The sequence below is a fragment of the Berryella intestinalis genome (assembly GCF_000814825.1).
GTDB classification, from domain to species: domain Bacteria; phylum Actinomycetota; class Coriobacteriia; order Coriobacteriales; family Eggerthellaceae; genus Berryella; species Berryella intestinalis.
Genome location: NZ_CP009302.1, coordinates 105,847 through 124,390, shown reverse-complemented (window position 1 = coordinate 124,390; position 18,544 = coordinate 105,847). Strand labels below are relative to the sequence as shown.

The following is an 18,544-nucleotide window of genomic DNA, read 5'->3' as shown; positions in this document are numbered from 1 at the left end:
CGAGCTTATCGCAACAACAAGCTTACGACAAGGTAAAACGACGAATCTCGTACCACGGGGGTGAGCGGTCGCACCCCCTCCTCAACCTGAAAATGGTATCGGCGTGGTGATGATCTCCTCGCCCGATCGCGGGATGATCCCCTTATCGGAAAAGCGTCCAGGGGAAGAGACGCTCCGTCAATCACAGGAGGGATCATTATGGGGATTTCGAACCACAGCCTTTCGCGACGCGGGTTCATCACCGGAGCCGCAACGGCCAGCGCTCTGGCCGCATTCGGCCTTGCCGGTTGCTCGCCGAAGAAGACGGCTACCGAAAAAACCGAAACCGCCGCATCGGATCAGAAAAGCGCCTCGAACGCGAGCGATTGGCTGGGCAGCGCCCCTGAGATCGCAAGCGCGGATATCAAAGAGACCCGCGAAACCGACCTGCTGATCATCGGGGCGGGCAACGGCGGGATGGCCGCTGCCGCAACGGCAGCCGATCTCGGCATCGACTTCACCCTGTGCGAAAAGGCGTCGAAGATCCAGAGATCCCGCCACTGGTTCGGCGCGATCAACACGAAGTACACCGAAGCCGCCGGGTTGCGCGTCGATACCGGAAAGCTGCTGAACGAGTTCACCCGATACGCTTCAGGGCAGGCCGATCAGCGCGTCGTAAAGGTGTGGATCGACGAAAGCTCCGATGTCGTCGACTGGATCGACCCCATCCTCACCTCAGCTGGCATGAAATGCGCGTTCGACGGCAACATCGACCACAAAACCGGCGGCACTGATTTCTACGTGGCTCCCATGGAGCACTATTATTCCGGAACCGACGCGAACGGCGAAAAGCTCGAGCGCAATACCGTGCTGCTGAAGTACATCAACGACAAGGGGCACGACGTCACCTACGACCACGCGCTGGTAAAGCTGGTGCAGAGCGAATCCGGCAAGGTCACCGGCGCCATCTTCCAGACGGGTTCCGGATATGTGCAGATCAACTCCAAAAAGGGAGTTCTGCTCACGACGGGAGGATACGTCAGCAACGACGCTATGCTCCGCGCGTGCAACCCCATGGTCGACCGATGCGTGACTCTGCAGTACGGATCGCCCAACAACGTCGGCGACGGCATTCGGGCGGCCCTGTGGGCAGGTGCCCAGAAAGACGCTGTCGGGGCGCCGATGATCTTCGATCGTGGAGCCGTTCTCCCCGGTCAAGACGCCGGCATCGCCAGCGAGCCGGGCGAACCCGCAACCTTCGTCGGGACCGATAAGCAATTCAATCTGGGTTCGCAGCCCCTTATGAAAGTGGCCCGTAACGGGAAGAGGTTCTGCAACGAGTCCACGCCGTACGATTTCTGCTGCTTTGCGGCTGCCGCAAACGAAGGAGGCGTGTTCGCCCAGATCTTCGACTCCAATCTGAAAGAGGACGTCAAGCGCTTCTCGACCATCGGCTGCTCGCGCCAGACCCAGCAGCTTCTGGCGAAAGAAGCCGACACCCCCCTGGACGCGATCTATGCCGATCAGCTTGACAAGGGAACCATGGTCAAAGCCGATACGCTTGACGAACTGGCCGACAAGCTCGGTTTCGCAGGAGAAGCCAAACAGGCGTTTCTCAGCGAGGTCGAGAAGTACAACGGCTTCTACGACAAACAGGAAGATGCTGATTTCGGCAAGGAAGCCTACCGCCTCTCCGCCATCAAGACCGCGCCGTTTTACGGGACCTGGTTCGGCGGCTCCATCCTCACCACGGTCGATGGCATCCGCATCAACGAGCATATGCAGGCGCTCGATGCCAAGGGACGCGTGATCGAGGGCCTGTACGCTGCGGGAGACTGCTCGGGAAGCATGTTCGCGAACAACTACCCTGAATACATCGTGGGCTGCGCCTGCGGACGAACCCTCACGTTCAGCCGCCACGCCGTGCGCCACATGGCGGGAGACATCAAGTAGCAGACGACCCCGCCCTCTATCGCCCCCGGTTGCCCCCTTCCCTGCAACCGGGGGCTTTTCATAGCTCCATCGGGTTATCGGTCAAACAGGCAGGCGGCAAAAGCAACGTCACAGTGGCTCAAGCTCACAGGCTCACAGGGCGAAGCGCTGCGGATCCAGGCCGACGAAATCGCCGATCACGAGCTCGGAGGCCCCGGCCAGCTCATCCTCGGTCGAGCACAGCGGGGAGCTGTACACGCCCACGCAGCGCATGCCTTCGGACGCCATGCTCTCAAGCGCGTACACCGAGTCGTCGAACCCCCAGGTACGCTGCGGATCAACGCCCATGATTGCGCAGCAGCGCCGAAAGATGAACGGATCGCGCTTCGACCCCTCCACGTCGTCGACCGACACGATGGCGTCGAGGTAGGGGGCGAAACCCGCCCGCTCGAGACCGGCCTCGAGAAACGCCCTCGGGCTGGACGACGCCACGGTGATGCGGGCCCCCTGTTCGCGCAGGCTCCGCACGAACGCGAGCGCCCCGGGGCGACCCTCGGCGCGCTCGCGATAGAAATCCAACATGAACGCATCGATCTGCGCCACGACGGCCGCACCGCTTTCCCCGATGCCGAAGCGCTCGTGGAAGAAGTCGCCCGCCTCGGGAAGCGTCAGCGTATTCAGCTCGTCGCGCTGCTCCTTGGACAGGACGACTCCCGCCCCGCGCGCAACCTCGCCCTCGGCGTCGAGCCAGGCCTCGATCGAATCGATGAGCGTCCCGTCGCAGTCGAAGATGAAACCCGTCGATGCAAGGTCGGCCATGGGCTAGTCCTCGACGCGGATGATGGAGGGCTCGGAGTGGAGCACGTCATCGAGCGAGGCGATCTTAGCCACAACCGCGCGGATGTCGCGCTCGCGCGCCACATGGGTGACGTAGACGACCTCGACGGTGCCCGCCTCCTTCTGACCCCGCTGAACGACCGAGTAGATGCTCACTCCGAAGTCGGCGAAGATGCCCGCCATCGACGCGAGGACGCCCGGGCGGTCGGCAACCGGGAAGCGGATGTAGTATTTCGTCTCCAGGTCGTCCATGGGAACGATGGGCAGGCTGTCGGTGCAGGTGCAGCCCACAAACGACGTCACGCCCGTCTCGATATGGCGCGCGACCTCCAAAACATCGCCCATAACGGCGCTGGCGGCGGGACCTGCGCCCGCGCCCTCGCCGAAGAACATGGTCTCGCCCACCGCGTCGCCCACGACGTAGATGGCGTTGTACACTCCGTTGACCTTCGCCATCTGGTGAGACAGCGGGATCATCGTCGGATGGACGCGCACGTCCACACCGTCGTCCGTGCGGTGGCCGATGGCCATCAGCTTCACGCAGTAACCCATATCGCGGGCCGTCTGGAGGTCCGTGGTGGTGATGTTGCGGATACCCTCGGCATGAACGTCGCTTAGGTTCACGCGCGAGTTGAACGCGATGGAGGATAGGATGGCGATTTTGGCCGCGGCATCGAGGCCGTCGACGTCGGCCGACGGATCGGCTTCGGCGAAACCGCGCGCCTGGGCATCCGCCAGCGCCTCCTCGTAGCTCGCGCCCTCTTCGTCCATACGGGTGAGCATGTAGTTCGTCGTGCCGTTGACGATGCCCATGACCTTGCTGATGCGGTTGGCGATGAGGGAGTGCTTCAAAGGATCGATGATGGGGATCCCGCCGCCGACGCTTGCCTCGAACGCGACCTCGACCCCATGCTCTTCGGCCAGCGAGAACACCTCTTCGCCCGCCGTGGCCATGAGCGCCTTGTTGGCAGTAACCACCGCCTTGCCGTTGCGCAGCGCCTCGCACACCGCATCGTGGGCCACTGTGGTGCCGCCGATGAGCTCGATCACCAGATCGACGTTCGGATCGGTCACCACTTCGCGGTAATCGGAGGTGAACACGTCTGCGAAGCCGAACGAGCGGGCGACCTCGGGCTCGCGCGAGCACACGCGCACAACCTCGAGATCCACGCCGTAGTGGCGGCGGAACTCGTCTTTGTGGTTGCGAAGGATGTCAAGGCACCCTCCGCCCACCGTACCGGTTCCGATCAGGCCGAGTCTTACCGTCATGACTGTTCCTTTCGTTTCCTCCGACGCCTCCGGCCGCTCGCTTGAGGGCGGCCTCGCAGGCAAGCCCCCTACAGGTCGCGGCTCATGATGTCGGCATACGTCTCGCGACGCGTCACCACGCGCGCCTCTCCATCCTTCACGAACACTATCGCGGGACGGGGCTGGCCGTTATAGTTGGATGCCATGCTATAGCAATATGCCCCCGTGCCGAACACGGCGACGATATCTCCCAGGTCGGGGGTCTGAATCGGCATGTCAACGACCACCGCGTCACCGCTTTCGCAGTGCTTGCCGCACAGCGTGACGATCTCGGTGCGCGGCTGCGAGGCCTTGTTCGCGATCACCGGCTCGTAGGAAGCGTGGTACAGCGCCGTGCGGATGTTGTCCGACATGCCGCCGTCGACGGCCACGTACTTGCGGATGCCCGGAAGGGTTTTCAGGATGCCCACCGTGTACAGGGTGATCCCGGCGGTGGCCACCAAGCTGCGGCCGGGTTCGACCAGCAGGCGCGGCTGGGAGACGCCCAGCTCCGCGCAGTGCCTCTTCACCGACTCCGCCGTGATGCGGGCGAAATCCTCGATAGTCGAGGGCTGGTCGTCGGCAACGTAGGCAACACCCAGGCCGCCTCCCAGATCGAGCTCGGACACCTCGAGGCCGTACGCGTCCTTCACGCGTGCGGCGAACCGGATCATGACCTCGGCGGCTTCGTCGAACGAATGCAGGGCGAAGATCTGCGAACCGATGTGGCAGTGAAACCCGACCAGATCGAGGTTGGGCATGGCCATGACGTCTTTCACGCATTTGAACGCGAAATCGTCCAGCATGGTGAAGCCGAACTTTGAGTCTTCGCATCCGGTGCGGATGTACTCGTGCGTGTCGGCCTCGACGCCCGGAGTGATGCGCATGTAGATGCGCTGGGTGCGCCCCAACTCTCCGGCGATCTGAGAAATGCGCGCCGCCTCGATGCGGCTATCTGCGACGATGATGCCGACGCCGGCCGAAATGGCCTCAAGCAGCTCCTGGGGCGTCTTGTTGTTGCCGTGCACGTGCACGCGCTCCATGGGAAAGCCCGCGGCGATGGCCACGGCGAGTTCGCCGCCGCCCGACACGTCGAGCTCCATTCCCTCCTCGGCGGCTATGCGCACGACTTCCTTGTTCATGAACGCCTTGCTGGCGTACAGGACCCCTGAATCGGGGTATTCCCGGGCAAACGCCTCGCGGTAGCGCGACATGCGCGAACGAAGGTCGGCCTCATCGTACACGTACAGCGCCGTCCCCTGCTCACGGGCGAGCTCGACCATGTCGATGCCGCCGACGAACAGGTGATCTCCGCGCACCTCGGCCGTAAGCGGAAGAACCGCCCCCAGCTCCATCGCGGTGCGGTTGTCAGGTTGCTTTGAGCGATCGGATGCGGGAAGCGCCATAGCCCTCTACCCCTTCTGTGCAAGCCGGTTCCGGCCGATTCTAGATATTCCGAATATGTTACCAACACCCGCCGTTTTCCCTGAAGAAGCCGAGGGTTTTCGCACAACGAATACGCAATCTTTATCGATTCGAAACACTGGTGCCGACCTTGTGTCGAAGATCGGTCCCGCGGATCCGCGCAGAATAGCGGGAGTATAATTATTCTCAATTGAGGAACATACGGGAAGGAGATCGGATGGAACCGCGAACAGCGACCGCACCCCAGGTGGAAGGCCTTGTTTCACGCGAACGGGCCCTGCGGGATTTCTTCGAGGCGTGGGAGGTTCCCCCGCATCTGAAGGCCGCCGAGCTCGTTTCCCTCGACGATGCGGCGGGACGCATCGCGGCATGCGACGTCTTTTCCTCCACGACCCTGCCGGTCGTGCGCGCATCGGGGTTCGACGGGGTGGGCGTTCGCTCTTCCGACTTCGAAGCGGGATCCCCCGACACAGCGGGCTGGATCTGCGGCCGCGATTTCGTCCGAGCAGACACCGGAGACGACTTTCCCGACGAATTCGACGCGGTGGTGAGGATAGAAAGCGTCGTCCTGTCCGACGAGGGCGCGCCTTCGTTCCCAAGCGACCTGCGCGTTAAGGCAGGAGACGGCATCCGCGCAGCGGGAAGCACGATGAGGCCGGGCATCCGCCTGATCGCGGAAGGGATGCCGATACGCCCCACCGACCTGGCCGCGCTGGCCATGGGAGGAGCCGGCATGGTTGCCGTGCGCCGCAAACCGCGCGTCGCCTTCATCCCCACGGGAAGCGAGTTGGTCCCCGCAGGCTGTTCGGTGAAGCGGGGCCAGACCATTGACGGAAACAGCCCGATGGTCAAACATCTGCTCATCGAATACGGGGCCGATCCCGTCATGTTCCCCATAGTCGAAGACGATCCCGACAAGCTGCGCGAAGCGCTCGACCGCGCGCTGGAATCATGCGATGCGGTCGTCGTGAACGGCGGGTCGGCCGTCGGATCCGAAGACTTCAACGTCCACATCATCGAAGAGCGCGGACGCGTCGTCCACCACGACATCGCCGCCGTTCCCGGCCGGCCCATGCTGTTGGGCGTCATCGAGGGGAAACCCGTCATCGACCTGCCCGGACCCGCCGTCGCCGCCTTCTACGGCATGCAATGGTGCATCCAATCGGTCACAGCGCGCATGCTGGGCACGAAAACGAAGACGCTTCCCCGCGTGACCGCGCGCGTCGAAGAGCGCAGGGACAACCCGCCCTTCATGGCAAACCTCTCCCGCATCGAACTGCATCGCGACGGACGGGAATTCGTCGCGCGCTTCCTCGATCCCAGGAAGGGATCCTCCCTGGGCGCCGCCCTCGCAAGCAACGCCCAGCGGGTCTCCCCCTTGGGAGAAGGCGCCCTCGAGGCCGGCTCGACGATAGAGGTCGAGCTGCTGCGCGGAGAAGAGTTCATCGGCGAATCGTAGGCGGGCGAGCCGGCGGATCGAAGCGGACCTTGCGCGAATCGCCGGGCTCCGGAAATATCGATAGCCGACCTCGACGACGGGCGCTCTCCCGCCATGCGGGACCGACGAGCTACTGATCGCCGAACTTCTGGTCTTCTCCCAGTTCGACCACGACCTCGGCCACGCCCCGCGGACTGTTCTTCTGAGCTTCCTCGATCTCCTGGCGCGCAAGAGGGCTGTCGATGCTATCCAGCAGCTCCTTGCTGCGCTCAGCCGCCTCGGTGCCCGCCGTCTGGCGCACGGTGGAGGCGGGGTTGGTGGTAAGGTACGCGATGCCGCGGCGCTGTTCGACCTTGGCCTTGGCCGCCAGGAAGGTGAACCCCACCACGCCGGCGGTCGCCGATGCGAGAAGGATGGCCAGCTTGGCATTGACCACATGGCCGGCGTCCGGGAACGCCAGGTTCGCAACGAAGATGGCCATGGTGAAGCCGACGCCGCCCAGAAGGCCCGCCCCTACCATGTGGATCCAGGTGGTGTTCTCGGGCAACTTCGAAACGCCCAGCTTGACCACCACGAAACTGAACAGCAGGATACCCAACGGTTTTCCAACCAAAAGCCCGAAGAACACCCCGAAAAACACCGGGTTGTCCACCAGCTCCATCACGCCGCTGCCCAACAGGGAAACGTCCGCATTCGTGAGGGCGAACAGCGGAAGGATGCCGAAGTACACCCACGGGTACAGCTTGTGCTCGAGCCTCGTCGCCGGGGGAACCACCTGACGTGCGACGTGGCTGAGGTTGCTGACCGTCTCGATGTACTCCTCCTGCGCCGACACGTGGACGTCGGGGTTGTACGACTCGCCCGCCTTCTTCGCCTCGTACGCGCTCCAGCCGATGAACTGGCGCAGGTTGATGCGCGAGCCCGCGGGGATGGTGAACGCCAAAAGGACGCCGGCGATGGTCGAATGGACGCCCGACATGAACACGCAGTACCACAGCACGACACCCACCAGGAGGTAGGGCAGCAGCGAGTACACGTGCATGCGGTTCATAGCCACCAGCACCAAGACCACCGCGACGACGCACGCCAGCCACACGATGGAGGGGGAATGCCCGTAGAACACGGCGATCACGATGATCGCGATGATGTCGTCGGCGACCGCGAGCGTGCTGAGGAACACGCGCACGCCGTTGGGGACGCGGTTGCCCAGAAGCGACAGAACGCCCAGGGCGAACGCAATATCGGTTGCCGTGGGAATGCCCCAGCCGTGCTGGGTGTCGGGGAAGCCCCCGTTGAACGACATGTATATGAGGATGGGCGCGACCACGCCTCCGACCGCGCCGATGATGGGCAGGAGCGCCTGGCGGAAGTTGGTCAGGTCGCCGGCGGTCATCTCGTACTTGATCTCGAGACCCACCAGCAGGAAGAACACCGCCATGAAGATGTCGTTGATGATGTTGGCAAGCGACATGCCCGCGTACCGCTCACCCACCGAAAACCCGATCTCGGTATCCCAGAATCCCAGGAAGTCGGCGTACAGGCCGGTGTTCGCCACGATCAGCGCCACCACGGCGGCCAGCAGCATGAGGGCGGAGGCCTTGGTCGACGAGTACGTGAACGTCATGAACTTCTGGAATCGGTTCTGATTCTGCTGCACCTCGTCGATGTAGATGCTCTTATGCCACGTCTGCGGCTCTTTCTGTGCTTTGTCGGACATGAAATCAAACCCTCTGTCGGTTACGCGCACGCGGGGCGCCTCGACGGACGGCCCTCGCGATTCTTATATCGAAGTAGGAGAACTTTAGCACACGGGCGCACCCGCCCGCGCATCCGTTGCCCCGAAGCCGCCGCGAACGGGGGTTTCGGGGCAAAGGTTCACCCGAATGAAACAAACCCTACAGCTCGGAGGACGCGTAGGACTCCAGCCTGCGCTTGGACGACGCCTCTTCGACCAGCGCGCCGAACAGCTTCTGGGCCTGTTCACTGGTTCGCCACATCAGCTCGGGATGCCATTGCACTCCCATGACGAAGCACTCGCCCCGAAGCTCGATGGCTTCGACCACCCCGTCGGGAGCGTAGGCGGACACGATCATGTTCTTCCCGGGATCTTGGACGCTTTGGTGGTGGATGGTGTTCACCCCGAACCGCTCGCAGCCCGTGATCTGGGCCAGACGGGTTCCGGCGACCACCTCCACCTCGTGGACCGGATCGGAGAACGGTCGGGCCTGCACATGATGGATCTTCGACTCGGGATGGGTGAGGTGGATATCTTGGTAGAGCGACCCCCCGTGGGCCACCGCGAGCGCCTGCATGCCGCGGCAGATGCCCAGGATAGGCTTGCCCGCGCGCAGCACGCGGGGGATCAGGGCGAGCTCCATCTCGTCGCGCTGGCGGGTCACGCGATGCAGCCGCAGGTTACGCTTCTGTCCGTAGTGGTTCGGATCGATATCCTGACCACCTGGGATGATGAAGGCATCGCACACCTCGACGATCTTGTCGAGCATATGGGGGTTGTCGGTCAGCGGGAGCACGACCGGCAACCCGCCCGCCGCAAGCACGCCCGTCGTGTAGCCCTCGGACAGGGAAAGCCCCGTCAGCTCGAAGTCGTAGCGCGGGAAGATGCCAATGCGCGGAGCGCCTCCCTGGCCTGTGATCGCCTGAATCGCCTGGTCGTAAGCGGGTTCTCGCTTTTTAGGATCCTGGTAGGCATCGGCCAGCGTGAAGCGGTTCTTCGTCATCGTCTGCAGCGGCTCGAGGTAGAACGCCTCGTCGACGCCGGCCGTCCCCGCCGCGAGGTTCACCAGCAGATCGACCCAGAACTCGGCCGAGCGCCCGTACACGCGCCCCGCGTGCCCTCGCTCGATGAGCGAGCGCTTGGCGTCGCGCACGTCCTGCTCGTCAAGACCAACCAGCAGCGCGTCGAGAACGGCGAGGTTGCGCTCGCCGTAGAACAGGTTCTTGATCAGTGTGACGTAAGCGAGGCTGAAATCGAACGGCATCGCGTCTGCGGGGCGGATCTCGACGAAGTTCTTCAGCCGCGCATCGGGCCAAACCATGGAAAGCGCGTGCTCGACCTCCGCGTCGGTCATCACGCGGTCGGCGTACACCTCGTAAAACGTCTTGTCCCCCACGTATTCCCACGAACCCGCGCCGTCCGGCACCAAGATGGCGCCCCGGCTGAGGATGTAGTCCGCATACCGCTCGAACGAGAAGCCGGGCGCCAAAGACCCCGGCACCGTTCCCACGCGGTCTTGGCGCATGCCGTTCCAGATGCCCGTGCGCACCATCTGCTCGGTGCGCGGCTCGGCCTCGTAGAACGGGGAGTTGTCGCACATGAAGGCCAGAACGGGGGAGATCAGCTGGGCCACCCTGAACTTCAGCATGGCGTCGGCTTCGTCCACGAAGTCGATGGAAACCTGCAGGGACGCCGATCCGCGCATCATGGTGACCCCGGCGTACGCCTCGTTTCCCAGAAAGCGGTTCATGCTGTCGTAGCGGAACTTGGGGATCAGCTCGAGATCGGATGCTTTTGCGCTGGGGTTGTAGCCCACCATGGGCGTGAACAGGCCCAGCTCTTCGAGGACCGGATCGAGTGCCTCGCGAAAGGCCAGGTAGGAAGCCTCGGCCTCGCCCACCTTCTCGAAGGGGCCCGCCGATACCTCGATCTGAGCGGCCGGTTCGAGCGAGACGTATTCGTTGCCGCGCGCCAGGCCAACCAGGTCGTCGCCGTCGTACACCTCACGCTCGTACAGGGGGCTCATGCGGCGCAGCACCTCGCGCACGCCGTTTTCCTCCGCGTACGACACCGGTCCTTCGGTGTTCTTATGCAAGACGATATGCTCGAGCTCGTAGCCGAACATGCGGCTCTGCTTGGCTCCCGCCTGGAAGAAATCGACCAGCTTGCGCCGGTTCGCCTCGCGATAGTTCGCGTCGGACGCCTGATCGCCTGGCTCTGCCCCGAATTCCATCTTCAACCTCGATCCGTTGACGAAAGCCCCGCTTTCGTCCGATTCAGCGTGACGGTCTGCCAACCGTTTCGACGCATTGTACACAATCTTATCCGGCCCGATCGGGACCTGCACGACATCTCCCCCGATCACACGCAAGGTGTAAGGCAAACGACAACTTTGGAGAAACCACGACGCCGATTTACGCCGCTTCGGGTTAGCGCCTATACTCGCCTCAGTTCGATATCGGCGGAGCAAGGAACCCCCATGATCAAAGACCACATCTCGAATGCAGCGCGCTATGCCGGCCTCCCGGAGGGATTCCAGCAGGCCCTCGCCTTCCTTCAGCGCGACGACCTGGGCAGCCTCGAATGCGGCCGCGTCGACATCGCCGAAGGGGTGTTCGCCAACATCGCCTCGTACGAGCCGGTCCCCCAGGATCGAAAGCAGTACGAGCAGCATTTCGAGTACGCCGACGTTCAGTTCGTGGTGGAGGGGTCCGAATTCCTCATCGAAGCCCCCTGCGATCCCGACGACTATCGCGACCAGGCCCTCGAAGGCGACTGCGCCCTGTGCGACGACCCGGGGTCGGTCCCCAGCATCGTCCATCTTCAAGCGGGAACGTTCGCCATCGTCTGGCCCGGAGAGGCGCATAAGCCCGGGCTTTCCGACGGCCTGTTCCGCGGAACCGTGAAGAAGGTCGTCGTTAAGGTGCGCGTGTAGGGTCGAGCCCCGCCGCGCCCAAGCCCAATCCCCCTCGAACGAAAGAAGACCGCCGTGGTTTCCCGCCGAGCCCTCATCGGAATATCCGCCCTGGTATGGCTGTGGGCCGGGTACTCCGTCCTGCGCATCGGAGTCGCCGAATACAGCCCCTTCGTCGGACCCGTCGCCTTCGCCCTCACCGCCCTGGTGTTCGCGCCCTTCTTCGTCATGTTCCAAAAACTCGCACGGAAAAACCGCGTGCGCATCTCGAACATGCCGACGGAGAGGAACAACCCCCTCACGTTCTTCACCGTCCGGTCGTACGTCATCATCGCGTTCATGATGACGCTGGGCATCGTGCTGCGCAGCATCCCCGCCGTCCCTCGGTTCTTCATCGCGTTCTTTTACGTGGGGCTGGGATCCGCCCTGTTCCTCGCAGGCGTCAGCTACGTGCTGTATCTCGTCCGCTTCCAGCGTTATGCCGAAGCGGACACCCGCGCGACTTTCTAGAGATGTTCAATTTCTATAACTTTTCTTCCTAAATGAACTCCAATTCCTGTTAATTCACGCCTGCAATCTGGGCAAACTCTCCCCATTCCCCAACGAATTGCTATAATGTTCGGTCGCTGCATACGCACGGGCCTTTTGCGCCCTCGAACCACGAAGGGGAATCATGTTCGCACCCATTGCCGATCTTTTGGCATTGATCGTCCAACCGTGCTACGACCTCACCGGGAACTGGTGGATCGCCATCCTGCTGTTCACCGTCATCATCAAGATCATCCTCATCCCGATGTCGCTGTGGTGCCAGAAGAACAGCATCGTCATGGTCGACGTCATGCCGGAGATCAACCGCATCAAAGTCCGCTACTTCGGCGACAGCGAGACCATCGGCGAGAAGCAAAGCGAGCTGTTCAAGCAGAAGCACTACCACCCGCTGCTCAGCCTCGTGCCCCTGGCCGTCCAGATCATCATCCTGTTCGGTCTCGTCGACGTCATCCACTCCATCACCGACCACGGCGCCCCCGGAACCGAGTTCTTGGGGATGGTGCCCATAACCGACGGGGGCCTGTCGTGGATCATGCCCGTTTTGGCCGGCTTGTCCGCCGTGATCATGGGCTACGCGCAAAACCACATCAACCCTCTTCAGAAAGAGCAGTCCCGGGCCGAGAAGAACATGACCAACGGCCTGTCCATCGGATTGTCGCTCGTGCTGGGCGTGTTCGTCGCCGCCGGCATGTGCTTCTACTGGATCTGCTCGAACCTCACCTCCATCGCCATCCAGGCGCTCATGAACATCATGATCAAGCCCGAGAAGTACATCGACTACGACGACTTGGCGGCAAGCCGCGTCGAGCTCGACGAGCTGAACAAGCTCGACAGCAACAAGTCGAAGTGGTACCAGCGCAACCCCCTCGCCAAGCGCGAGAAGGCCGACTACAAGCGCTTCTTCAACGTGGTGAACAAGCACATCGTGTTCTACTCCGAGGGCAGCGGCTTCTACAAGTACTTCAAGGGGGCCATCGAGCACCTGCTGGTCCATTCCGACTGCGTCATCCACTACGTGACGAACGATCCGAACGACCAGATCTTCGAGATCGCGAAAGAGCAGCCCCGCATCCGCCCCTACTACATCGCCCAGCAGCGCGCCATCACCCTCATGATGAAGATGGACGCCGACGTGGTGGTGTCCACCCTGGAGGATCTGGACAACTACTACATCAAGCGCTCCTACGTGCGCCACGACACCGAGTACGTGTTCATGTTCCATCACATGACGTCTACGCACCTCACCCCCACCAAGGAGGCCTACGACCACTACGACACGCTGCTGTGCGTCGGACCGCACCAAAAGCAGGAGATCCGCCGCGCCGAAGAGCTGTACGGGCTGCCTGCGAAGAACCTGGTGGAATGCGGCTACGACCTACTCGATGAGAACATCGCCTCGTATGCGCAGCTGGTCGAGGACCAGAAATCGGGCAAGCGCGCGAAAAACGAGCGCCCGGTGGTGCTGATCGCCCCGTCGTGGCAGGAAAGCAACCTGCTGGACCTGTGCTTCGACGACATGATGAAGTCCCTGCTGAACCGCGGTTGGCGCATCATCGTGCGCCCCCATCCCGAATACACCAAGCGCTACCACGCCCGCTGGGAGGCCCTGCAGAAGCGCTACGCCCACGTTGACGAGGCCGACCTCTACTTCGAGCGCGACTTCTCGTCCAACAACACCATCTTCACCTCCGATCTCATCATCACGGACTGGTCGTCGGTGTTCTGCGAGTTCTCCTTCTCCACCCTCAAACCCACCGTGTTCATCGACACGCCCATGAAGGTGGGGAACAAAAGCTACAAAGACCTCGGCATCGAACCCACCGACATCACGCTGAGAAACGAGGTGGGCGTATCGTTCGATCCCGAGAAGCTCGAGGGCTTGGGCGACGCCGTGGCCGACATGATCGACAATGCCGAGCGCTGGAGCGACGCCATCCGCGCCGTGCGCGACAAGACCATCTACAACATCGGCCGCGGACGCGAAGCTGCGGGCGAGTACCTGCTGGAAGCCATCCTCGCGCATCAGCAGGAGCGCGCCGCCAAGGAGGATGGCGACGATGAATAGGCGCTTTGCACTGATCGCGTTCGACGCCGCCGGCTTCGCGCTCACCGCTTTCGTCCTGACGTTCGCCTTCACCCAGCCCGCCTGGGCCTACGTGGACCCGTCGGTGATGACCTACACCATCCAGGCGCTCGCGGGCGTGGCCGTGGCGCTCTCGACCGTCATGGGCGTGCTCATGAGGCGCACCCGCAAGAAGCTGCTGCGCGCCCTGAACGTCGACGAGAACCGGAACAAGGAAGTCGAAGCGAACGTCAGCCGCATCGACCCGAACACCGGGAAGCCGGTCGCCTCGAGCGCTGCGGCTCCCAAGCCGCGCCGAACCCCCAAACGCTCGGGCGCCCCGGCCAAGGGATACGCCCCCGCCTGGACCACGCGCCTGGTGCTGTCGCTTCTCGTGTCGCTGTTCTCGGTGGGAACGCTGCTCATCGTCGCGCCCCTCGAGATCGTGGCCGCATCCAAGGGAAGCCTCACCTACGGGCTGACCGATGTCTGGCAGCCGGTCGTCCTCAGCGCGCTGGCGCTGACGGCCGCGCTCACCGCCTTCCTCACCGTGCTGCGCGGGCGGGCGTTCAACCTGCTCCTGATGCTGGTCTTCTCTCTGGGGCTGGGCTGCTGGGTGCAGGCGATGTTCCTCAACCACGGCCTCCCCGCCGCAAACGGCGGCACCGTGAAGTGGACCGACTACAAAACCATCGGCTCCATCTCCGCAATCGTGTGGGCGCTCATCGTGGCCGTTCCGTTCATGCTGAGCTCCCTCAAGCGCCAGGCCACCCAATTCGTCTGCGGGGCCCTATGCGCAGCGCTGATCATCGTCCAAACCGTGGCGGTGGCAAGCCTGTTCGCGCCCGAGGCCATCCAGAAGGGGTCGACCACCGGCGACGGCGACAGCTCCGATCTATCCGAGTACCTGATGAGCGAAGAGGGGCTCTTCGACGTCTCGTCGAAGCACAACGTGGTCTTCTTCGTCCTGGACACCTACGACACCCAGTTCGCCAAGGACTCGCTGGCGAAAGACCCCGCTATGTTCGACGAGCTGTCCGGATTCACCTGGTTCGACAACTCGGTCGGCTCGATGATCCCCACGCGCTACGGCAACGTGTTCCTACTTACGGGCACTATGCCGCAGGAAGGCCAGCGCTGGGGAGACTTCCTGGCCACGCGCTACCAGAACAGCAGCTATCTGAGCGATATCCAAAACCTCGGATACTCCATCGGCATCTACTCCGACACGCTGGGCCAACAGCACCTCAGCGCAGAGGACACCAAGCGCCTCATCTACGACCGCACCATCAACATCCGCCCCACCACCGAATCGACGATGGACGTCAAGGGCTCGCTCATCGCGCTGGCCCAATGCGCGCTTTACCGCGACATGCCCTGGTTCGGCAAGCCCTTCTTCTGGTTCTACACCGACGAGATCAACCAGCGCATGAGCGACGTGTCCGAAGCGAAGGGCCTCGCGTCCATCCCCTACGTCATGAACGACGCAAAATGGGGCAACGATGTGAACCGCCTGGGCGTCAAGGTGAACGATGCGAACTCCGGCGAGGCCGGGTCGTTCCGTTACATCCATATGACGGGAACCCACTGGCCCTACAACGTCAACGAGAAGGGCGAGGATATCGGGCTGTACAACGCCACGCTCGACCAGCAGACCCGCGGCATCACCAAGATCGTCAGCGACTACATCCGCAAGCTGAAGGAAAACGGCACCTACGACAACACCACCATCGTCATCACGGCCGACCACGGGGACTACTACCCCATCACCGGCCCGTTGGACAAGCCGACAAGCCCCATCGTCATGGTGAAGCCCGCGCAGTCCGCCGAGCTGGATTCCCAGCCCATGAAGGTGAACCATGCGCCCATCTGGGCCGGCGACATCCTCCCCACGGTCATCAAGTCCATGGGGGGCGACGCGACCAAGTACGGCCCCACCCTGTTCGACATCCCGGAAGACCAGCCGCGCGAGCGCTTCTACCTGGAGACCATCAACAACGATACCGGCGATGTGGCGGCCCTTCAGTACGCCGTCAACGGAGACGCCCTGGATATGAACAGCTGGCAGCTCACCGGAAAAGAGTGGAGGATCTGGGAGTAAACCCCATCACCCCAGCCGCCCGCCTGTGCGGGCGGCCTTCCCTCCGGGCGCTCGGTTGCAAGCGGTCGGCCGAGCGATCGGAGGGAAGGCCCAAACTGGATCGAGCGATCGACCGCGGGAACCGAAGCAACCGATGTAAGGAGGCGAACCGTCTATGGGCGACACCGGCGCCCCGAGGAAACGACGCCGAGCGCTGCTGCTCGCGACGTTCGACATCGCCTGCTGCACGCTGCTCGCCTGCCTCCTGTCGTTTTCCCTCACCCAGCCCGCCTGGGCCTACGTGGATCCGTCGGTGATGACCTACACCATCCAGGCTATCGCGGGCGTGGCCGTGGCGCTGTCGGCCGTGGCGGGCGTGGCGATGCGCCGCACGCGCAAGAAGCTGCTGCGCGCCCTGAACGTCGACGAGAACGCCCGCAAAGACGTCGAGGCCGACGTGCACCGCGTCGATCCCGAGACGCGCAAAGCGGTCGGGCTGCCCGCCAAGGGAGAAAAACGGGAGGACCGACGCTCGGGAAGTGCGGTTCGCAACCAGGCCGGGCGCGGCGAAAGCGGCTTCACCCCGACCTGGGCTCAGCGCGCAGCGCTCTCGCTGGCCGTTTCGACCTTCGCGGTGCTTACCTTGCTGGTGGTCGCCCCGTACGAGACGGTCGTGGGAAGCGCCGGCAGCATCTTCTTCACCCTGAACGACGTCTGGGCGCCCATCGCCCTGGTGGCGGCCGGAATCGCATTCGCCCTGACAGCGGTGCTCACGATGCTGCGCGGACGGGTGTTCAACGCCGCCCTGCTCGTGCTGTTCGCCTTCGGGCTGGGATGCTACGTGCAGGCCCTGTTCCTCAACGGAGGCCTGCCGACCGCCGACGGGGGCACGGTCTCTTGGAACGAACTGCGCAAGCCCATGCTCGTGTCAACGCTGGTATGGGCCGCACTCGTCGCCATCCCCCTGCAGCTGAGCAAACGCAACCGCAAGGCCACCCAGATGGGAGCATGCGCCTTGTCCCTCGCCCTGGTCATCGTGCAGGGAGTCGGCATCGCCAGCCTCGCCTCCAAGGCCAACGAAACGGCCTCGCCCCAGGGGGAGGCCGTCGTCACCGAGCAGGGCCTGCACACCGTCTCCAGCAAAAGCAACGTGGTCGTGTTCGTGCTGGACACCTACGACACCCAGATGCTGCTCGACACCTTCCAGACATCGACCGACATGTTGGACGACTTCACCGGCTTCACGTGGTACCAAGACTCGCTGGGCTCGATGATCCCCACGCGCTACGGCCTGTCGTTCCTCCTGCACGGCCAGTACCCCAAAGCCGAGGAAAGCATGGGCACGTACTTGGCGGAACGCTACAAACGCAGCCCCTTCCTCGCCGATATCCAGAACTTGGGCTACTCGACGGGCGTCTACACCGATTCGATCAGCACGCAGTTCCTCACCCGGGAAGAGGCCGACGAATACGTGAACGATCGGACGGTGAACGTGCACCCCGTCGACCATACCGTCACGAACTGGCCCGGCACGCTGAAGGCCCTGTTCAAGTGTGCTCTGTTCCGCGACCTTCCCTGGCTCGCCAAACCCTACTTCTGGTTCTACTCCGACGAAATCACGCAGGCAACCCATGTCGAAGGGGAAGAGCTCGCCCCCGGAAACACGCCCTATATCATGGACGACGCCCGCTATTTCGCGGCGCTCAAAGACACGCGGCTCAGCTTCCAGGAAGACGACGACCAGCGCGCCGGAGCATTCCGGTTCATCCACATGACCGGCACGCATCCCCCGTACAACCTGGACGAGAACGGCAACAACGTCGGCATGGGCAACTCGACCCTCGTCAGGCAGGGGCGCGGAAGCATGAGAATCGTGCAGGAATACCTTAACCAGCTCAAAGAGCTGGGCGTATACGACAAAACCACGGTCATCATCACGGCCGACCACGGCGACTGGTACATGACCGAGACCCCCTTGGAAAAGCCCACCACGCCCTACATGCTGGTGAAGCCCGCCCAGTCCGCCGATCTGGACGCGAGGCCCTATCAGGTGTCCCACGCTCCCATCGCGGCCGAAGACGTGCTCCCCACCTGCATCAAGTACATGGGAGGCGACTATTCCGGCTACGACGGCTTCGCCGTCGACGAAGTGCCGGCCGGGCTCGACCGCACGCGCCATTTCAACATGACCCTCGTGCGATCGGGCCGCGACTACCGCGTGATCGAATACTCCGTCAAGGGCGACTCCCTCGACTTCACCAACTGGAAGCTCACCGGCGTCTCGTGGGATGTCGGCTAACGGATCT

At 63.1% G+C, this 18,544-nt stretch carries 12 protein-coding genes; 7 read left to right on the top strand and 5 right to left on the bottom strand.

Features of this window, described 5'->3' with window-relative positions; genetic code table 11:
- Positions 1 to 198 precede the first annotated feature (198 nt).
- Positions 199 to 1,932 (top strand): FAD-binding protein, encoded by a 1,734-nt coding sequence (locus JI75_RS00480; RefSeq protein WP_039687954.1) that lies wholly within the window; start codon positions 199 to 201, stop codon positions 1,930 to 1,932.
- A 132-nt stretch (positions 1,933 to 2,064) separates the two neighbouring features.
- On the opposite strand, the gene JI75_RS00475 is transcribed toward JI75_RS00480, so the two are convergent.
- The 3 genes from JI75_RS00475 to lysA all read right to left on the bottom strand — a co-directional run bounded on the left by JI75_RS00475 (position 2,065) and on the right by lysA (position 5,441).
- On the bottom strand, positions 2,065 to 2,730 hold the full coding sequence (locus JI75_RS00475) for an HAD family hydrolase (protein WP_039687952.1): 666 nt from the start codon (positions 2,728 to 2,730) through the stop codon (positions 2,065 to 2,067).
- A gap of 3 nt (positions 2,731 to 2,733) precedes the next feature.
- Positions 2,734 to 4,017 carry a homoserine dehydrogenase gene (locus JI75_RS00470; protein ID WP_039687950.1) on the bottom strand — a complete coding sequence of 428 codons (1,284 nt, stop codon included), beginning with the start codon at positions 4,015 to 4,017 and terminating at the stop codon, positions 2,734 to 2,736.
- A gap of 68 nt (positions 4,018 to 4,085) precedes the next feature.
- Positions 4,086 to 5,441 (bottom strand): diaminopimelate decarboxylase, encoded by a 1,356-nt coding sequence (gene lysA, locus JI75_RS00465; protein ID WP_039687948.1) that lies wholly within the window; start codon positions 5,439 to 5,441, stop codon positions 4,086 to 4,088.
- Positions 5,442 to 5,677: 236 nt separating this feature from the next.
- On the opposite strand from lysA, the gene JI75_RS00460 reads away from it, so the two are divergent.
- The gene (locus JI75_RS00460) at positions 5,678 to 6,919 is read left to right on the top strand and encodes a molybdopterin molybdotransferase MoeA (RefSeq protein WP_039687946.1); all 1,242 of its coding nucleotides are present in this window, start codon (positions 5,678 to 5,680) and stop codon (positions 6,917 to 6,919) included.
- A gap of 109 nt (positions 6,920 to 7,028) precedes the next feature.
- Here the strand turns inward: JI75_RS00460 and nhaA are convergent, their stop codons facing one another.
- Positions 7,029 to 8,615, bottom strand: a complete 1,587-nt coding sequence (gene nhaA / locus JI75_RS00455) for a Na+/H+ antiporter NhaA (protein ID WP_052241465.1) — start codon at positions 8,613 to 8,615, stop codon at positions 7,029 to 7,031.
- Positions 8,616 to 8,793: 178 nt separating this feature from the next.
- Complete coding sequence (locus tag JI75_RS08630) at positions 8,794 to 10,866, bottom strand: glutamate-cysteine ligase family protein (RefSeq protein ID WP_052241464.1); 2,073 nt, start codon at positions 10,864 to 10,866, stop codon at positions 8,794 to 8,796.
- A 246-nt stretch (positions 10,867 to 11,112) separates the two neighbouring features.
- Between JI75_RS08630 and JI75_RS09040 the strand changes: the two genes are divergently transcribed.
- The 5 genes from JI75_RS09040 (at position 11,113) to JI75_RS00425 (ending at position 18,537) form a co-directional block, all read left to right on the top strand.
- Positions 11,113 to 11,568: a NanQ anomerase/TabA/YiaL family protein gene (locus tag JI75_RS09040; protein ID WP_039687943.1), complete on the top strand. Its 456-nt coding sequence runs from the start codon at positions 11,113 to 11,115 to the stop codon at positions 11,566 to 11,568.
- A 54-nt stretch (positions 11,569 to 11,622) separates the two neighbouring features.
- Positions 11,623 to 12,057 carry a hypothetical protein gene (locus tag JI75_RS00440; protein WP_039687941.1) on the top strand — a complete coding sequence of 145 codons (435 nt, stop codon included), beginning with the start codon at positions 11,623 to 11,625 and terminating at the stop codon, positions 12,055 to 12,057.
- Between the two features lie 163 nt (positions 12,058 to 12,220).
- Complete coding sequence (gene yidC, locus JI75_RS00435; RefSeq protein WP_039687939.1) at positions 12,221 to 14,161, top strand: membrane protein insertase YidC; 1,941 nt, start codon at positions 12,221 to 12,223, stop codon at positions 14,159 to 14,161.
- Entirely contained in the window at positions 14,154 to 16,259 is a 2,106-nt protein-coding gene (locus JI75_RS00430; protein WP_052241463.1) for an alkaline phosphatase family protein, read from the top strand. The genes yidC and JI75_RS00430 overlap by 8 nt, the downstream gene beginning before the upstream one ends.
- Positions 16,260 to 16,413: 154 nt before the next feature.
- Positions 16,414 to 18,537: a sulfatase-like hydrolase/transferase gene (locus JI75_RS00425; protein ID WP_039687937.1), complete on the top strand. Its 2,124-nt coding sequence runs from the start codon at positions 16,414 to 16,416 to the stop codon at positions 18,535 to 18,537.
- The last annotated feature ends 7 nt before the right edge of the window (positions 18,538 to 18,544 follow it).

Coding starts and splice junctions, on each gene's coding strand:
- lysA (WP_039687948.1), bottom strand. CDS start 5,441: ATGGCGCTTCCCGCATCCGATCGCTCAAAGCAACCTGACAACCGCACC.
- JI75_RS00470 (WP_039687950.1), bottom strand. CDS start 4,017: ATGACGGTAAGACTCGGCCTGATCGGAACCGGTACGGTGGGCGGAGGG.
- JI75_RS00425 (WP_039687937.1), top strand. CDS start 16,414: ATGGGCGACACCGGCGCCCCGAGGAAACGACGCCGAGCGCTGCTGCTC.
- JI75_RS09040 (WP_039687943.1), top strand. CDS start 11,113: ATGATCAAAGACCACATCTCGAATGCAGCGCGCTATGCCGGCCTCCCG.
- JI75_RS00460 (WP_039687946.1), top strand. CDS start 5,678: ATGGAACCGCGAACAGCGACCGCACCCCAGGTGGAAGGCCTTGTTTCA.
- JI75_RS00430 (WP_052241463.1), top strand. CDS start 14,154: ATGAATAGGCGCTTTGCACTGATCGCGTTCGACGCCGCCGGCTTCGCG.
- JI75_RS00480 (WP_039687954.1), top strand. CDS start 199: ATGGGGATTTCGAACCACAGCCTTTCGCGACGCGGGTTCATCACCGGA.
- nhaA (WP_052241465.1), bottom strand. CDS start 8,615: ATGTCCGACAAAGCACAGAAAGAGCCGCAGACGTGGCATAAGAGCATC.
- yidC (WP_039687939.1), top strand. CDS start 12,221: ATGTTCGCACCCATTGCCGATCTTTTGGCATTGATCGTCCAACCGTGC.
- JI75_RS08630 (WP_052241464.1), bottom strand. CDS start 10,866: ATGGAATTCGGGGCAGAGCCAGGCGATCAGGCGTCCGACGCGAACTAT.
- JI75_RS00475 (WP_039687952.1), bottom strand. CDS start 2,730: ATGGCCGACCTTGCATCGACGGGTTTCATCTTCGACTGCGACGGGACG.